The organism is Rosistilla ulvae, assembly GCF_007741475.1.
Classification (GTDB): domain Bacteria; phylum Planctomycetota; class Planctomycetia; order Pirellulales; family Pirellulaceae; genus Rosistilla; species Rosistilla ulvae.
In genome coordinates, this window is record NZ_CP036261.1 from 1,182,775 (window position 1) to 1,198,912 (window position 16,138).

Annotated in this window: 15 protein-coding genes; 5 read left to right on the top strand and 10 right to left on the bottom strand. The window is 57.5% G+C overall.

The features are described 5' to 3' along the window. Positions 1-28 precede the first annotated feature (28 nt). The 10 genes from fliE to EC9_RS04375 all read right to left on the bottom strand — a co-directional run bounded on the left by fliE (position 29) and on the right by EC9_RS04375 (position 9,528). Positions 29-334 (bottom strand): flagellar hook-basal body complex protein FliE, encoded by a 306-nt coding sequence (gene fliE / locus EC9_RS04330; RefSeq protein WP_145342671.1) that lies wholly within the window; start codon positions 332-334, stop codon positions 29-31. A 76-nt stretch (positions 335-410) separates the two neighbouring features. Beyond that, positions 411-833 (bottom strand): flagellar basal body rod protein FlgC, encoded by a 423-nt coding sequence (gene flgC / locus EC9_RS04335; RefSeq protein WP_145118160.1) that lies wholly within the window; start codon positions 831-833, stop codon positions 411-413. A gap of 21 nt (positions 834-854) precedes the next feature. Continuing rightward, positions 855-1,259 carry a flagellar basal body rod protein FlgB gene (locus EC9_RS04340; protein WP_145282708.1) on the bottom strand — a complete coding sequence of 135 codons (405 nt, stop codon included), beginning with the start codon at positions 1,257-1,259 and terminating at the stop codon, positions 855-857. A 26-nt stretch (positions 1,260-1,285) separates the two neighbouring features. After that, the gene (locus tag EC9_RS04345) at positions 1,286-1,690 is read right to left on the bottom strand and encodes an ATP-binding protein (protein ID WP_145342673.1); all 405 of its coding nucleotides are present in this window, start codon (positions 1,688-1,690) and stop codon (positions 1,286-1,288) included. 38 nt (positions 1,691-1,728) lie between these two features. After that, entirely contained in the window at positions 1,729-2,187 is a 459-nt protein-coding gene (gene flgN / locus EC9_RS04350) for a flagellar export chaperone FlgN (protein WP_145342675.1), read from the bottom strand. 48 nt (positions 2,188-2,235) lie between these two features. Then, a complete protein-coding gene (locus EC9_RS04355) occupies positions 2,236-4,740 on the bottom strand; it encodes a tetratricopeptide repeat protein (protein ID WP_145342677.1) in 2,505 nt (834 codons plus the stop codon). Positions 4,741-4,765: 25 nt separating this feature from the next. Continuing rightward, the gene (locus EC9_RS04360) at positions 4,766-5,545 is read right to left on the bottom strand and encodes an alpha/beta hydrolase (protein WP_145342679.1); all 780 of its coding nucleotides are present in this window, start codon (positions 5,543-5,545) and stop codon (positions 4,766-4,768) included. Between the two features lie 236 nt (positions 5,546-5,781). Further along, positions 5,782-6,729, bottom strand: a complete 948-nt coding sequence (mdh, locus tag EC9_RS04365; protein WP_145342681.1) for a malate dehydrogenase — start codon at positions 6,727-6,729, stop codon at positions 5,782-5,784. 228 nt (positions 6,730-6,957) lie between these two features. Next, entirely contained in the window at positions 6,958-8,325 is a 1,368-nt protein-coding gene (locus tag EC9_RS04370) for a hypothetical protein (RefSeq protein ID WP_145342683.1), read from the bottom strand. Between the two features lie 6 nt (positions 8,326-8,331). Then, positions 8,332-9,528 (bottom strand): hypothetical protein, encoded by a 1,197-nt coding sequence (locus tag EC9_RS04375; RefSeq protein WP_145342685.1) that lies wholly within the window; start codon positions 9,526-9,528, stop codon positions 8,332-8,334. Positions 9,529-9,808: 280 nt separating this feature from the next. On the opposite strand from EC9_RS04375, the gene EC9_RS04380 reads away from it, so the two are divergent. From EC9_RS04380 to EC9_RS04400, 5 genes are all read left to right on the top strand, one after another. Further along, a complete protein-coding gene (locus EC9_RS04380; RefSeq protein WP_145342687.1) occupies positions 9,809-12,859 on the top strand; it encodes a tetratricopeptide repeat protein in 3,051 nt (1,016 codons plus the stop codon). Positions 12,860-12,955: 96 nt separating this feature from the next. Further along, the gene (locus EC9_RS04385; RefSeq protein WP_145342689.1) at positions 12,956-13,990 is read left to right on the top strand and encodes a tetratricopeptide repeat protein; all 1,035 of its coding nucleotides are present in this window, start codon (positions 12,956-12,958) and stop codon (positions 13,988-13,990) included. Positions 13,991-14,172: 182 nt separating this feature from the next. After that, entirely contained in the window at positions 14,173-15,054 is an 882-nt protein-coding gene (locus EC9_RS04390; protein ID WP_145342691.1) for a MotA/TolQ/ExbB proton channel family protein, read from the top strand. A gap of 104 nt (positions 15,055-15,158) precedes the next feature. Next, positions 15,159-15,593, top strand: coding sequence for an ExbD/TolR family protein (locus EC9_RS04395; protein WP_145342693.1), 435 nt, complete (start codon positions 15,159-15,161; stop codon positions 15,591-15,593). Next, positions 15,593-16,081: an ExbD/TolR family protein gene (locus EC9_RS04400; RefSeq protein WP_145342695.1), complete on the top strand. Its 489-nt coding sequence runs from the start codon at positions 15,593-15,595 to the stop codon at positions 16,079-16,081. The genes EC9_RS04395 and EC9_RS04400 overlap by 1 nt, the downstream gene beginning before the upstream one ends. The last annotated feature ends 57 nt before the right edge of the window (positions 16,082-16,138 follow it).

A 16,138-nucleotide genomic window follows, 5' to 3' on the forward strand; every position in this document is an offset into this window, starting at 1 on the left:
AGCGTTGCGAGCGACGGCTACGGCGATGTTAGATTTGCATTTGGTTGATCTCTCGATACGCTTCGACCAGTTTGTTGCGGATCTGCTGCATCAAGCGGAACGACATGTCCGCTTTTTGCACCGAGGTGAGGACTTCGATGCGGTCGACATCTTTGCCCGTCAGCATGTCGTGAACCGAGGCATTGGCTGAATTTTGAGCGGCGTTTACCTCTTGAAAGCCGTCGACCAAAAGGTCCGCAAACTGCTTGTAGCCCGGTTCCACTGGCTGCGTGCCGGGAACCGGCGGCGCGAGCGGCATTTGGACTGGCGGAATTCGCAGAGAGACAGGGTTCATGGTTTCGGTCGAGTTTCAAAAAACTGCAGCTGTCGTGACGCTGGCTCTCGCTGCGTGGCACCGGTTGTGTTACGTGTTACGCGATGATCGAGAGGCTCTCGCGTCCCAGGTTTTTGGTGATTTCCATCACTCCGATATTCGCTTCGTACGATCGCGTCGCTTCCAACGCGTCGACCATTTGTGTGGTCATGTCGATGTTCGGATAAGCGACGTAACCTTGGTATTTGCCTTCTTTGATCGCCAGCGGATGTTGCGGTTGATAGCGATAGATCGGTTCGGCATCGCTGATTTCGATCGAATCGACTTTCACGCCCGAGACGCCGGGGTTGGTTGAAACCGATTCGTCGGTCTGGAACACGACGCTGCGACCTTTGTAGGGTGTGGCGTTGCCGTTTTCGTCTTTGAGCGACGACATGTTGGCGATGTTGCCCGAGATCGTGTTCAGCCGCACGCGTTGTGCGACCAGGGCGCTGGTGCTGATGTCTAAAGCGGAGATCATTTAACTGCCTCTCTTTCGGTTCTAAACGCGTTCGCTGATCGCAACACGCAAGGTTTCGAACTGGTTCTTCATCAACGCGATCGCCGTGTTGTGGAGGTTTTGGTTTTTGGCAATTTCGGTGACCTGGCGTTCCAGGTTGATTTCGCTGCCATCGTGGTACAACAGGTTCTCCATCGCGCGTCGCGGGCCGTCCATCGGATCGATATCCGCGGCGTCTCCGGAACTGTATCCGGGAGACGGATTGCGGGTCGCTTCGATCGCTTCGGATAACGCCGTTTGGAACTCATCGGTCGACAGGTCGCGAGCTTGGTAGCCGGGCGTGTCGATGTTCGCCATGTTGCCCGCCAGCACGTTGTGCCGCCGTTGTGCGAAGATCGCACTCTGTTCCAGCGCGGGCAGCGCCGTTTGATTAAAGATGTTCAGCATCGGAACCCCTTCCGCATCGCAAGACGCTAAGCCGCTTGGCGACTGATCTGCTGTTTGGCAAATCGCACCGTGACCGCAGCGCCCCCTTGCGGGCAGTTCTGCCAGCTGAGTTCGGCACCGGTCATCTGCATCGCCGCTGGCAGATTGCAGGGACGCTCGAGAACGCCGCATCGTGTGTCGGCGATTTCCAGTTCGCATGCTTCGGGCGATTCCCAACCGATAAAGGCTACTTCGCCGCCGGCTTCCATCGACGCGGTCGCTTGTTCAGCCAAAGCGGAAACGATTTCGGCAAGTGGTCGGGCCGGGGCCGGCATCGGGATATCGTCGGGAATGTCGACCTCGACGCGAAAGCGTTCTTCCAGGTCGAGATCACTGATCACTTGGTGGACGACATCGGCCAAGCACGCTGGCACTTTTCGAAACTTGGGCATCGCTTCTGCTCCTTGCATTGGGAATCCAAGAAGCTTGATTACGAAGATTCGTCGAACTCAGCAAGGCGAGTCTCGTCGTCAAGTGAGTAGGAATCGGAAGATCTTGAGTTAAAATTCGAAAACTCTTGAATTTGTTTCGCTACCGCGTTCCGCTGCGTCGAAGCATTGCGTTCGCAGAGCGCCTCGATTTCCAGTACCTGTTGCCCCAACGCATTGCACTGCTGGGCGGTTGTCTGGCAGCGCTGGCGGGCGGCGGGGGATGCCCAGGATAATTCGCCGCCCGATTGGATCTGGGCGATCCCATCCTGCAGGCGTTGCAGGTCGCTGATCAACGTTTGCTTTTCGCCCAGCAGATGCAGCAGCGCCGTGGCATCCCCGCTTTCGATCAACTGGCGTTGCTGTTCACCCTTTTCCAGCAGCAAGCTGAGCAAGCGGAATTTGTCGTCGACAAGCTGGCTGAGGCGAGCGGAGGCATCGGCAGAGGAAGGCGAGGTCATGCGGTCGGGTTCGCTTTGTGAGAAGGGGAGACTAACCAAACGCGACGATCAACCGTTCAGCATCCATTGCAAGTATTGCGACCAACCGGCGCGGTCGTAACGCGTCGTCTGGGCGAAAAGGTCGTCGTATTCCGGCGGGATTCGATCGAGGATCTGTTGCGCTTGTTTGAGAATACGTTGTACATCGGATTGACGATCCAAGGCGTCGAAGCAACGCGATTGCTGGACCATCGCTTCGAGCGCGATCGGTTCGTTGATGAAACGATTGATTGTGGCACTGTAGGACGTGATCGCATCTTCGAACTTCTGCAGCCCGAACAGCGCATCGGCTTCGCCCAGATAGCAGTTCCGCAACATCGCTTGTTCCATATCGGTTAGCGCACCATCGTCGTTGACGCTGTTGAGATCCGAGCGCAGCTGACGAAAGGTCTGTGCCGCGGCGGCCAGATGGTTGGAATGGATCAGGTTTTGCTCGCGTCGACTCGAATCGAGCGTGTCGGCCATCTCGGCGCGCAGCTTGGGCCAATGGGCAGCATAGCGATGCGCTTGGGCTGCCAGATAAACCGCCCGTCGGGCTTCACGCATTCCCGCGTAGCGTGTGTTGGCCTCTTCGAGACGACGGATCGCGGCATTGAAAACGTCTTGATTCTTGCGAAACAGAGGTGCTTGTTCTGCGATCGGTGGCGTCGCTTGGTTCGGCTTGGGCGTGGTCAGGGCATAGTGCGTGGTGACCGCTTCGGAATACAACAGTTCGCCCAACGCCAACAGCGAGTCGCGCCAGGCACGGCTGTCCGGGGCCAGCAGGCCATCGTGCAGGTTGGCTTCCAGAAAGGCTTGTGCGGTGCTGGCATCCCCCAGCTCGCGAGCCGCTTGGGCGGCTAGGATGCGGGCTTTGTAAGCGAGGCTATCGCGAGGGAATTCGGCGATACACGTCTCGCATGTCCGCATGGCCGACGCGAATTCACGAAGCGCCAGCTGGGCTTTGGCCTGCAGGATCAGGCCCCGCGGCAATTGGTCTCGCTGCTGATATTTCAGATAGGGTTCCAGCAGATCGAGACAGGGTTCATACAAATGAGCGAGGTCGTATTGTTGAATCGCGTCCCAAAGGAAGTCGGGATACTGTGGCGACGTGAACCATAATTCGGCCGCCTTGGCGTAAGCCTTGCCGGCCAGTGCGTGAAGCTCCTTGGATCGTTCGATCATTGCCCGATCGGCGGTCGCGTCGGGGCGGAGATTTTGGGCCAACAACGCCTCGCCCCACGCAGCATAACTGGCCCCTTCCATCCGCAGTGAATCGGCCTGTTCAAAGATCGGACGCAGTTCGTGAGTCACATCGATCGCCGTTTCAAATCGCTCCTGTTGACGCAGGCTTTCAACGACGATTCGAAGTCGGCGACGGAATTCATCCAACGAGATCAACCGCGGATCGAAGCCGGTTGGATCGCCCAGGTCGCGGGCCAGATAGGTCGATGTGCCAATGCATTCTTGAGCCGTCCCGTGGTCGGCGAGGATCTCCAGTTCCTCGATCGCGCCGGCCAGCGAAACCGCCGGGTCGACGTGGTTCTGGCGGACCGCACCGAGCAAGCCCAGCGCTTTTTCGTGTTCTCCCAGCAAGCGTTGTGCTTGTCCGGCAACCAGCATCGCATCGAGACCTAAGCGTTCGTCGGCGGTCCGCGCGATTTCGACCAATTCGTCCAACGCGTCTTCGATAATCTGGCGGGCTTCGGGGGAGAGTGGTTTGGAGGGGGAGATCCGCTGGCGTTCGCGGATCATTTCTTCGGCGCGTCCAAGTTGAATCTTGGTCGATTCCAGCCGTGCCTTGGCCGACAAGCCCGGTTCGGTCGAGGCTTGCGTGGTCGCGGCCAGGGCCTCGTCCCAGTCGTGTCGTTCGCGAAGGATTCGAGCTCGCAATAATTGCCCATCAGCCCGTTCGTCGCTGTCGATTGTCGGCAGTGTCAGATATTTGTCGATCGTCGCCAAGGCTGCCGCTGGCGAGTATTCAGGGGACCGCAGTTGTGCGTCGGCGAACAGTTGCAGGTACTGACGCTGGGCGTCGACGCGGTTCTGGATGCCTTGTTCAAACGCCTTTGCCGCACCGGTGAAATCACCTGTGCTGTATTTTGCATGGGCCAACAGCAGTGTCCCCTCGCGAGCATAACTTTTGGGGAACCCAATTAGTTCGGCGTGTTTCAATTGCTCGACGACCTGGCTCAATTGGACTCGGCGAGCGTCGAGTTCCGGTACATCGAAAGCTTGGAGGACGGCGCTGGCTGCATCGAGAAAAGCATGCAGTTGCCGTTGTTCATCGGTCCAGTCGGGGCTGGCAGTCAGCGAGTTGGTCAGCGAACTAACAACTGCCCAGCGGCCTTCGTTAAATTCTTCTTGCGCGAGTTTTAACGTCGCGTCGACGTTGACCGAGGACCTTTGGGTGAAGGTCGCAAACAGCGTTGCGAAAGTGCCGAGCGCGACCACAGCCAGGACGGCGATGCTGGCCAGTTTCCAGGGGCTTGCCGGCGGAGTGGTCGTTTCGTTTTCGGCCGGTGTTTCGTCCAATGAAAGGCCTGGCTAAAGAGCGGATTTAGTTCGCGGAAAACTCAACCGGTTCGGTGTCGCAGATCGTCGCTGTCCGTAGCGTGTCGATGCCCGTCACCTGTCCCATGATCCATTCGTTGACATCGCTCAAAATCTGCGGATGCAGTTCGTTGAGGACGTCGTATTGCCGCAGATCCAATCCGATCCGGGCGGCGTGCAAGTTCCGCAAATCGCGGCATAGGTCGTTGGTCGGATAGACCGATTCATCGGCTCCCAAGGCGATCATCATCGGCAGATTGCGGGCCGCGGCTAGGTTCGCCAGTGGGCGTGCACCTGTCGGGAAGCGTCCGCCCAAAGAGACCGCCCCTGCAAACGCCGTCGGGTGTCGCAGTGCGGTTCGCAGGGCCATCGTGCCCCCTTCGCGGTAACCGACCACGCAGACGCGGTTACGATTGATGCTGTAGCGAGTGCTGGCAAGATCGATCGCGTCGAACAGCGTTTGTTCGGTGATCGCAATTCCCGCTTCGCTTTGCAGCCATGAGAAACCGTGCCCCATCGAATCGGTGGCCCGCGGTGCTCGGACGCCGACGCCGATGTAGTTCTGCATGCTGATCGAGGGAAGCACGGTGGGCATTTGCGACTGGTCGCTGCCTTCGTTGTGCAGCCAGATCACCAGCGGATATTCGTAGTTGGATTCGTATTGAACGGGAAGGAAGAACGACGACCGGCCGCAGGTTTCGAGCGTTGCCGAGGGATGCGACTGCAAGTTTTTGGCCCCTGAGAAGTTGCCACTCGCCGAAGCGTTTTCTGACCAAAGACGGTTCATAGTCGACTTGCCCTGGGGACCGAGAAAGGAGAGGCGTTGGCCGCCATTCTGCTCGCGAGAATCGAAACGTTTTAGGTTTCCTTCGTGTATCTGTCAACACTAAGATTAGATATCAAATCACCCTTCTTGGTCGTCCCATTGAAGATGGAGACGACGCAAGAATGGGTGTTTAACATCGCGTTTTGCCGGGCCGCGATCGCGGCGTTGGCATTGGCATTGGCTTGCCAGCAATCAGCTTACGCCGACAGCAAGCCGTCCATTGTAGCAACCAAGCTCTTGACCGCGTCAACGCTCTTTTGGAAGTTCGTTTTTTCTTCCGCGGTTAATTCCAATTCGACAATTTTTTCAACGCCATCGTTTCCTAAGATACATGGCACGCCAACGTAGAACCCGCCAACACCGTATTGTGTGTCACAATAGGCAGCGCAGGGGATCAGGCGTTTCTTGTCTTTGACGATCGCTTCGACCATCTGGGTGCAAGCGGCCGCCGGTGCGTAGTAGGCGCTGCCGGTCTTCAACAGCGAGACGATTTCGGCGCCTCCCTTGCGAGTGCGGTCGACGATTTCGTCGAGCCGTTGTTGCGATAGCAATTGAGTGACGGGGATGCCGCCGACGCTGGTGCAGCTGGGGATTGGGACCATCGTGTCGCCGTGGCCACCCATCAACATCGCGCTGATGTCTTCGACGCTGACACCCAATTCCATCGCCAGGAACGCGCGATAGCGTGCGGTGTCCAAAACGCCAGCTTGGCCAACGACCTTGTTGGGGGCGAAACCGGTGACCTTCAACATCTGTTGAACCATCGCGTCCAACGGATTGCTGACGACGATTACCACGGCGTTGGGACTGGTCGCTTTGATCTGTTCGCCAACGCTGGAGACGATCTTGGCGTTGGTTGCCAACAGATCGTCGCGGCTCATTCCCGGTTTCCGTGGGATGCCGGCGGTCACGACGATCACATCGCTGTCGCGGGAGTCGTCGTAGCTGGTGGTGCCAACAATGTTGCTATCAAATCCCACGATGGGCGAAGCTTGCATCAGATCCAAGGCCTTCCCCTTGGGCATGTCTTCGGTTGCGGGAATGTCGAGCAAAACGATATCGCCCAGTTCGGCCGCAGCACACCAATGGGCACAGGTGGCGCCGACGTTTCCGGCTCCGATGATCGTGATTTTGGCTCTTTTCATGTCTGACTTTCTGGAGGGTGAGAGGGTTCAAATTCAGTAGCCCAGCGGGCCCGTTGTCCATCGGTCGCCGATTATACCGCGCGTTGCGAATGTATGGCACGGCACCGCAGCCCAAGTCGCTTTATGAAGTTGCGAAAATTAACGGTGGGGCGTTTGGATCGCGCAGCGGTTTGTTGCGACGGGCGGGCGAGCCGTTCGGGGCGGGGGATCGGGGGCGTCGTGCTGGCGTCAAGAAAGCGGATTGTCGTCCAGATTGGGAATCACGTCGGGCATCATCTTGTTTCGCTTTGCCCGCATCTGGCGATCCGCTTGGGATGCCTTGGTCAGGTAGGCAATCGTGCCGATCAGGCCCACCATAAATACGATCGCGATGATCCAGCCGATTCGGGCTAGGCTCGCTTGGGCAGATCCGGCTGGCTTGATCGTGATCGCGGTCCCGGCGATCAGCGGTCCGATCTGGCGATCGCCCCCCTTGCTGCTGACGAAATCGGTTTCGTACGTCCATAACCGATAGAAGAAGCCGTCGACGTCGATCATCGCTTTGTGCATCAGCATCGCTTTGGTGACGCGTCCGTTCTGGCTGACCAGATCGTTGAGAAACGGCGGCAGTTTCAGCATCGCCAACGTCACGGGATAGCGGTTGCCAAATATGATCGGCTCGCCGCCATCCTTGGTCGGGATGCGAACCTGGGCGTTGTCCAGTTCGCCAAAGGCGTCGATCTCCCAATAGTGATCTTGTCCGATCTGATCTTGCAGCGACGGCGCGACGATCTGTTGAATTCGGGCCGTTTCCAGTCGCACGCGAATGAATTCGCCGATCAGTTTCTCTGATTCGGCGGCGTTTAATAAGACCTGTGGGCGAATCGCACGCGGAGTGGCGGTGGTGTCGGACGAAACTTGGTTGGCTGCTTTTAGGAATTCATAAAACGCGGACGATTCGGCCGACGACAGAGGCGAGCGGTTGCGGCGTTGGATCAAGCCAAATTGGCCCACGTCGAAGCCTGCTTTGCTCAACAGAATCCAACCCTCCGGGAGAGGCAGACTGGGATCGGATTGCGTTGGGAACCATTGGACGTTGCCGCAAACGATCAACGGCGGAGCGGTCGGCGACGCGCTGGCGATCAAAAATCCGCGGCCTCGCAGTGGTTGTTGCAGTGTTTTGGCACGCTTCCATTGTTGCGGAACCTGCTTGCACAACAGCCCGAGTTCTTCGTCGTCGACCACGACCTTGATCAACCACATCGCATCGAAGTCCAGCGATTCGGAGAGTCGCTCGGGAATCGGTATCCGTTGCAGCCCGATCGCTTCGCCCTGGATCTCGATCGCGTGAGGGAGATTGGGAGAGGTCGTGGTCGGTTGAGCCAGCAGGTCGGTCAGATGTTGGTCGCCGATCCGCGCGACACGCCACAGCACGCGGGCTGCTTCAGCCGGTACTGCGCTGGTCGTCGATTGAGCTTTCCACCACTGGCGAACCGATTCCAGATCGGCTTCGGAAACGCCGGGGATCGGTTCGTCAACGGCCTGTGCAGCGGTTGGGTTGGCCAGGCCGAAGCCCCAGGCAAATGCGAGGGACAACGCGGCGATGCAGGTTTTCATCTTCTCTCAATCCAGATTGTCGAAGAGCTTTAAGGCTGGCTGCGTTCGTTTTTGACGCAACAGTTGGTCGTGTCGCGCGTTTCGGCGGACGCTCCAGTACCACAGGCCGGTGACCGCGAAAGCGATCATTGCCGCGGCTGCGACGATCATCGCAATCGTCGAACGGGCGGGAGATGGGCCGCTCGCCGCAGCGGTCCGCGGCGCGGTTTGGGCGGGTGTGATTCTGGCGACCAACAGCGGAGCTTGATCGTATCCGCCGACCGATCGATACAGGTAGCGTTTCAAAAACAGGCCATCGATGTCGACCATCGGGCCGCTGTCATCGACACCGCTCTCGGGCAGGCTGGCAATCTGTGGAGGAACGCTGGGGCTGTAGACAACGATCGGCCGTTCCGATCCATCGGTCGGCCGCAGCCAAACCATCCAGTAGTCATCGATATTAAAAGGGTTCGGTTTCGCATCGATCCGCGTCGCTTGGACGGCCTGACCGTACATTCGTACATGGCGTCCGCGGTAGATCACCGATTGTTCGATCAGCGGCACAACGCCGACATAAACCGGATCTTCGGATAATCGGTCGCCGTTGGCGATCCGTTCCAATGTTCGATAAAAGGCTTTGAAGTCGCCCCCATTCCAGACCGTGCCATCTTCGACCGTGTCAAAGTAGGTCGCGTCGAGAGCGGATTGCAGGTCGGTCAACAGCCGATCGGCGGCCGGTTCGCGATCGGGCTGGCCCGACAGTGCGGTTTCAAATTCGGTGGGATCCGCAAAACCGGCCTCCCTCGCCGCGCTGGCGACAGTCGCACTGAGGCTGTTGAGTTGTTCATCGTCTTCCGCAGTCGTCTCGGTCGTTGGATGGCGAAGCGCTGCCAAGCGGCGGGTCAATTGATCGCGGATGTCAGGACTCAAACGCCCGACCAGGCTGGCAAAGTCTGCCGCGGCACGCGGTTTCGGTGGGGCCGCGGGTAGAAACACCGGCTGGCTTTGGATCTCGATCCCTGCAGGGGTTGTGATCGGAACGCCCAGCCGCGCAAAAATCTTGCGGTAGACTTCGGGATCACCCGCTTGCTGCATCAACAACAGCACGAGAACCAGGGCGAGTGTCAGCGTGGTCAGCCGCCGTCCGTTGGAACGGACCGCCGTCGTTTTGTCATTTCGCTGGCGGTACAGCGAGCGATCGGTTAGTGAACTGCGGATTTTCATTAGGATGTTCGGTATATGAGATACAATTGATTATAGCTTTTCCGGTATCCCCGCGGTTGGCTGTTGTAACGCGCCATCGGCTCTTTATATTGAATAGAGACGGAAGCGACGCAGTGCCACGGCAGCAAGGGGGTATACTTTTCCCCTCGGTGTCAGGGTGCGGATTCGCATCTCAGGCTCCAACCGGTCGCGCTAACTAAAATAGCTCGAACGTTCCTTATCCGACACAGGCATATTTCATGCCAGACGCCTTCCCCAGCTGATTGAACTCAGGGTTCGAATGATCCACCTCACCAAGATGGTCCCGACGGGGCTGCTCGCGATCGGACTTGCTTTCTCTGCATCACCGCTGCACGTTTTGGGCGAAGAACCGGCAGAGATGTATCTGAAACAACTGCGGGCCAATCGTTATTTCGACATGGCGTTGATCTATTTGGACCGGATCGAAAAAGGGGCCCCCGCTCCCGATGAGATTCGGTCGGCGATTGGGTTAGAGCGGGCGCAGACCTATTTAGAGATCGCCGGCACGACGCGCGTCCCCGCGGTTCGGGACGATAACTTTCTCAAGGCGGAAGCTTCGTTGCGATCGTTTGTCGATCAACAGAAGGATCATCCGCGCGTGGCCGAAGCGCGGATGCAGTTGGGGAAATTGCTGCTGACTCGGGCCGTGGTGCTTTTGGAGGGAAAGGAACTCGACGACGCCCAACGCAAAAACGCTCGCGGTTCGCTCGACGCGGCGGCGACAGTCTTTGATCAGATCGTCGAAGATCTGCGCGGCAAGTTGAAAGCGATGCAGGGCAATAAGATCGATTCGAGCGACTCGGCGGCGCTGGCTCTTCGGGAGCGATATCGCGGCGAGTTTCTAGGAGCGAATCTGTTGGGCGGAGATGTCCGCGAACGAGCGGGGGACACGTTCCCGAAAGATTCTCCCGAGCGGGTCAAACGCTACGACGCGGCGCTAGCTAAATACAAGGAGCTGGCTGAAAAGTACAGTTCGCTGTTGCCTGGTGCTCAGGCGGCCTTCTTCATCGGCCGGGTGCAAGAAAAGAAGGGAGACGTCGATGCGGCGTTGACCGCTTATCAAAATACACTTCGGCAGCCCGACGTCGAAGCCTTGCGACCAGCCAAGACCGAAGCGGCAGCCCGCGCGGTCGACATCTTGATGTCCAAGAGCCCGCCGAAGACGAAAGAAGCGATCGCGTTGGCCGGTTCCTGGATGGGCGGCTTGCGTCCCAATGAGCGTTCGCTGCCGGAATGGCAAGTCTTGCGAACCGCGTTGGCCAAAGCTTATTTGGCATCGGCATCGGATCAAAAGCCGGCCGATGCTAGAAAAACCAAGGGAACTGCTCGCGCCTTGTTGGTTGCCGCGACCAAGGTTCCTGGGCCGCATCTCGGTGAGGCCCGCGAGTTGTTGGGAAATATTGGCGTCGAGGTGACCGACGAAGAAGCCGCGCCCGTGGAGGCACCCAAGTCGTTCGCCGAAGCCTTGACTGCCTGCCGGGAAATGATGGACGCAGCCAAAATGGCGGCGCTGCCAATCCAAGTCTTGAAGGATGAGATCGCGCGTGGCGGCGACAACGTTGATGAGTTGAAGCAGCAAGTGGTCGAAGCGCAAGCCGACGTCGACAAGCGATACGAGGTCGCGTCGAGCATGATCCAGCAGGGCTTGGCGCTGACGAGCCGCGAAGACACACAGGAAGCGATCAATCAGGGGCGGTTCTCTCTAGCCTGGATCGAATCGCAGCGCGAGCGTTATTGGGAAGCTGCCGTGATTGGTGAATTCGTCGCTCGGCGGTTTCCCACCGACGCGTTGGCGTTGCAGAGCGGATTGGTCGCGTTGAACGCTTATCAATCGATGTTGCAGGCAGCAGATGAAACCCGGCAAGCCGCGCTGATGCGGAAGATCGAACCGCTGGCGATGTTCTTGTCGGATCAGTGGCCCGAGGATCCCAATTCCGCGTCGGCCGCAAACCTGTTGGTGCAGATCTCGATGTTGGACAAACGCTGGGACGATGCCGAGAAGTATCTGGTGAAGATCCCCACCGATTCTCCCGCTCGGGCCAAGTTTCAGAATCTGTTGGGACAGTTTTTGTGGAACGAGTACCAGCAGCAAATCAAAGCGGACGAAACCGAAAAAGCGGCCGGCACGTTGCAGCGAAGTATGAAGCAATTGGAGGCCGGATTGAAACTGGTTCAGCGCAATGACGTCGACAATACGACGCTGTTGTCGGCGCTGTTGTTGTCCAAAGCCAAACTGCAGAACGACGATGCGAAAGCCTCGCTGAGCATTCTTGAGAACGAGACCTATGGTCCGTTGAATCGTCTCAAAGGCGATGGGGCTTTAAAGGCTCCAGGCCAAGGGTTTGTCCCCGACACCTATCGGACCGCGCTGCAAGCGTTGGTCAGCCAATTGAAGGATGGTGGCGACGGCGGCGAATTGTTGCCCAAGGCGAAGTCGATGATGAGCGATCTTCGCGAGGCTTTGAGTTCGGAACCCGATTCTGGCAAGAAGCTGATCGGAATCTATTATTCCTTGGCAAAGGATATTCGCCTGCAGATCGAAAACGCGAAGCCGAATGAAAAGGTGAAACTGATCGAGGCGGTCAAGCTGTTTTTAGGAAACGTTGGCGATCAATCGACCGATCCGGCAACCAAGCACTGGGTCGCTCAGACCTTTATGGAGATGGGTGAATCGGCGATGGGGGATGTTCCTCCGCCAGCGACTGGCCAGGCGAAGGAGTTGTTGGAAGCGGCGGCCAAACAATTGAAAGCGTTGCTCGACGATCCCTCCGAAGATGCCGATGCGGTCCGCCAGATCCGATTCGAACTGGCGACGACCTCGCGGATGATGGGGGATTATAAGGGAGCGATCAATCAGTTGGAACAGATCCTGAAAGAAAAGAACAGCATGATCGATGCTCAGGTGCAAGCGGCGCTAAGCTACCAACAATGGGCGCTCTCCCCAGGGTTTAATCCCAAATACGTCAAGAATGCGTTGAACAGTGCGATGTCGGGGGCACGCCCCGACGCGAAGCGTAAGAACACGATCTGGGGCTGGGGGAAACTGGCCAAATTGGCTCAAGGCAAGCCGGCGTTTGAAGCGACATTTTTCGACGCGCGGTACCGGATTGCCGAATGCATGTACATGACCGGGCAGCGATCGCCCGAGCCAAGTGACAAAGCGAAGTACGCTGAGAAAGCGGAGAAGGTGATCTTGGGGACGCTGCAATTGTATCCAAAGCTAGGTGGTCCCGAGGATGTTCAACGCAATGACAAACTCATCCGCCAAGCCCAACAGGCTCAAGCAAAAACGCCGACGGGGCTCCCATAAAACAACACGTCGCTCTCTCCTCAACTCCGCATTGCCGCTCGATTGTTGGCAAGCCGCCTTTTTAAAGAACCATCCGATCCCGGAACCGATAAATCGATGAATAGACTTCTAAAACAAACGGTCCTGTTTGGCGTTTTCGCTTTGTGTACGCAAACCGCCACGCTTGTGTTTGCTCAATTGGATCGGGTCTACCCAACGCAAGGGCCTGTTGTTAGCGGGACGATCTCGCAGACGCAGCCCGACGGCGTGGTGATCCAGGTTGGCGGAGCGGAGCGAAAGTTTACGCTCGACAAGATCGACAAGGTCGTCTTCAATCGCGAGCCGGGGCCGTTGACCGATGGCCGCAGCTTGGTTCAGCAAGAGCAATACGAGGCCGCGTTGGCTCAGTTGTCGCAGATCAACATGGCGGAAATCGAACGAGCCGAGATCAAATCCGATGCGATGTTTTATCTAGCCTTCTGCCAAGCTCAGGTTGCCCTGGCAGGCCAGGGAGATAAGAACACCGCGGTAAAAAACATGTTCAGCTATGTCTCGTCGCTGGGCAAAAACAGCTTCCATTTTTATCCCGCGGCCAAGACGTTGGGCGATCTAGCGCTGGCCGTCGGCAGCTATGACAACGCGGTGAAATATTACGGTGCCTTGGCACGATCCAGCGACGCCAACCTGCAGCTGCAGTCGCGGTATCTGGTCGGGTGGTCGTATCTGCAGCAGAAGAAGCTCGATGAAGCCGATAAGGCGTTTGCGGCCGTCGCTGCGGCGAAGGTTAATTCACCCGAACAGGTGCGCTATCAGAAATTGTCGCTCGCGGGACAAGCGGCGATCGCGGCGGCCAAAGGGGAGCCCGATCGGGGATTGGCGAGTCTGACCAAATTGATCGAAGAGAGCGATCCGGCGGACGCGGAGTTGTTTGGCCGGCTGTGTAATGCTCAAGGGGCCTGCTTGGCTGCCAAGAGCGATCCCGAGGGGGCCGTGTTGGCATATTTGAAAACACATCTTTTGTTCCCGTCGGACCCCGATTCGCACGCCGAAGCGCTGGCGGAATTGGTACAGTTATGGCCACAGGTCGGGCATCCCGAACGAGCCAATGAGGCCCGCGCAATTTTGCAGAACCGATACCCGGGGCGAAACTGATCCATGCGGATGCCGGTAAGTCGCCGGTTGAGGCACCAAAGTCGATGAAAATTGGGGCGGTACTGAATTGCCGATTGGCTGGTAAAAAAACTTAGCCAATAATTCACCACTCCTGTCTACAATAAGCACTTCTTGAACCAACCTACAAAACCATGCAATCACACTGTGCTGGAGATACTTTGATGAACCGATTGTCGAAACTGAGCAATGCAAAGCGGCCTGCGGCAGGCCTTTTGGGGTGGTGTTTTATCGCCCTGGCCTTCTCGCTTTTTGCTGTTCTGTCGCCCGTCTCGGCACAGGACGAAGCGGCCGATGAATTTGCCGATGCACCCGCCGAACCGGCCGCGGCAGCTCCCGCCGATCCCGGCGCCGGCGAAGCCGCACCGGTGGCAGCCCCCGCAGCCGATGGTGCCGCCGCGGATGCGAGCGATCAAAGTTTGTTGGGTTGGGTTTATCAATCGTTGGGGCTCACTTACCTGTTGGTCTTCTTGGCTCTCTCCTTCACCTTTGTCTCGTTGTTGGTGATGAATCTGTTGACCGCGCGGCGGGATACGTTGTGCCCTCAAGAACTGGTCGACAGTTTTGAAGAGAAGCTCGACAGCAAGGATTTTCAGCAGGCCTACGACTTGGCTCGCGCCGACGAATCGGTTCTGGGGCACGTGTTGTCGGCCGGGTTGGCAAAGTTGTCCAAGGGTTACAACAAGGCGCTCGAAGGGATGCAGGAAGTTGGCGAAGAGGAGAGCATGAAGCTGGAACATCGTTTGAGCTACATGGCGTTGATCGGAAACATCAGCCCGATGATCGGGCTGTTTGGAACGGTCGACGGTATGATTCGTTCGTTCCAGGTGATCGCGACCAGCGGTTCAACGCCGAAGCCGAGCGAGTTGGCGGGTGGTATTTCGACGGCGTTGTTCACGACGTTGGTCGGTTTGGCGATCGCGATCCCCGCGATCGCGGCTTACAACATTTTGCGGAACCGCGTGACGCGATTGTTGTTGGAAGTCGGCGTAACCAGCGAAGATCTGATGAGTCGATTTGAAGACATCAAGCCGGGTGCTAAGTAGCGTTTCCGGTCCGCCAGCTCGAAGCGATGACGGCTGGTATCGCAATTCCCTTTTCTGTTTCGCCAGCGGATGAATCCGTTGGCATACAACTGCCGAGCACGAACATGCGCGTGAAGTCAAAGAAACCCGAGATCGAAGAAGGCGATTTGACGCCGATGATCGATATGACATTTCAGTTGATCGCGTTTTTTATGGTGTTGATCAATTTTTCGCAGACCGAAGCGAACGAGCGCGTTCGGCTGCCCAGCAGCGAATTGGCTCGGCCGCCGGAGGGCGAAATCGAATCGCCGATCATCATCCACGTTGCCGCCGATGGAACGGCGATCATTGGTGGTGAAGAGTTTTCGGTCGATACGTTGCGGCCTATTCTCAATCGTGAGATCAGCGTCTTGAAGTCGGATGGCAAAGGCGCCGAAGATGCGAACATCATCATCCGCGCCCACAAGGATGCGGCGACCGGCAAGGCGCAGGAGATTATCTCGGTCTGCCAAGAGGTCGGCTTTGAAAATTTCCTGTTGCGGGCGAAGGAGAAGGTGTAATGAAAATTCGCAACCGAAGCGAAGGGATCAAGAACGAATTGCAGATGACATCGATGATCGACATCGTGTTTCTGTTGTTGGTCTTCTTTATCATGACCTTCAAGATCGTCGAGCAAGAAGGCGACTTTAACATCAAGATGCCGCTGGCTTCGCAAAACCAGCAATCGCAAAGCGATGACATGAACATTCCGTTGAAGGTCCGGATGGAATCCGATGCCAGCGGCGGTCTGCTGCGGATGCGGTTGAATGAGATCGATCTAGGGACCGATTTCTCCGCGCTTCGTAAAACTGTCGTCGGGTTGGTCGGTGCGGGTGGTGGACCGACCGAGGGCGAGGATGGTCAGGAGGTCGAGATCGACGCCGACTACAATTTGCGGTACGAGTACACGATCGAGGCGATCACGATGGTCACCGGTGAGAAGCGTGGCAAGGAGACTGTCAAGTTGATCGATAAGATCAAATTTGCACCGACGCGACGGCCGAACTAGTTTTTTTGGCTGACTGTCGATCGATTCAACTTTGCCGCCATGGGAGCCATCTTCCGA

Coding starts and splice junctions, on each gene's coding strand:
- fliE (WP_145342671.1), bottom strand. CDS start 334: ATGAACCCTGTCTCTCTGCGAATTCCGCCAGTCCAAATGCCGCTCGCG.
- flgC (WP_145118160.1), bottom strand. CDS start 833: ATGATCTCCGCTTTAGACATCAGCACCAGCGCCCTGGTCGCACAACGC.
- EC9_RS04340 (WP_145282708.1), bottom strand. CDS start 1,259: ATGCTGAACATCTTTAATCAAACGGCGCTGCCCGCGCTGGAACAGAGT.
- EC9_RS04345 (WP_145342673.1), bottom strand. CDS start 1,690: ATGCCCAAGTTTCGAAAAGTGCCAGCGTGCTTGGCCGATGTCGTCCAC.
- flgN (WP_145342675.1), bottom strand. CDS start 2,187: ATGACCTCGCCTTCCTCTGCCGATGCCTCCGCTCGCCTCAGCCAGCTT.
- EC9_RS04360 (WP_145342679.1), bottom strand. CDS start 5,545: ATGAACCGTCTTTGGTCAGAAAACGCTTCGGCGAGTGGCAACTTCTCA.
- mdh (WP_145342681.1), bottom strand. CDS start 6,729: ATGAAAAGAGCCAAAATCACGATCATCGGAGCCGGAAACGTCGGCGCC.
- EC9_RS04370 (WP_145342683.1), bottom strand. CDS start 8,325: ATGAAAACCTGCATCGCCGCGTTGTCCCTCGCATTTGCCTGGGGCTTC.
- EC9_RS04375 (WP_145342685.1), bottom strand. CDS start 9,528: ATGAAAATCCGCAGTTCACTAACCGATCGCTCGCTGTACCGCCAGCGA.
- EC9_RS04380 (WP_145342687.1), top strand. CDS start 9,809: ATGATCCACCTCACCAAGATGGTCCCGACGGGGCTGCTCGCGATCGGA.
- EC9_RS04385 (WP_145342689.1), top strand. CDS start 12,956: ATGAATAGACTTCTAAAACAAACGGTCCTGTTTGGCGTTTTCGCTTTG.
- EC9_RS04390 (WP_145342691.1), top strand. CDS start 14,173: ATGAACCGATTGTCGAAACTGAGCAATGCAAAGCGGCCTGCGGCAGGC.
- EC9_RS04395 (WP_145342693.1), top strand. CDS start 15,159: ATGCGCGTGAAGTCAAAGAAACCCGAGATCGAAGAAGGCGATTTGACG.
- EC9_RS04400 (WP_145342695.1), top strand. CDS start 15,593: ATGAAAATTCGCAACCGAAGCGAAGGGATCAAGAACGAATTGCAGATG.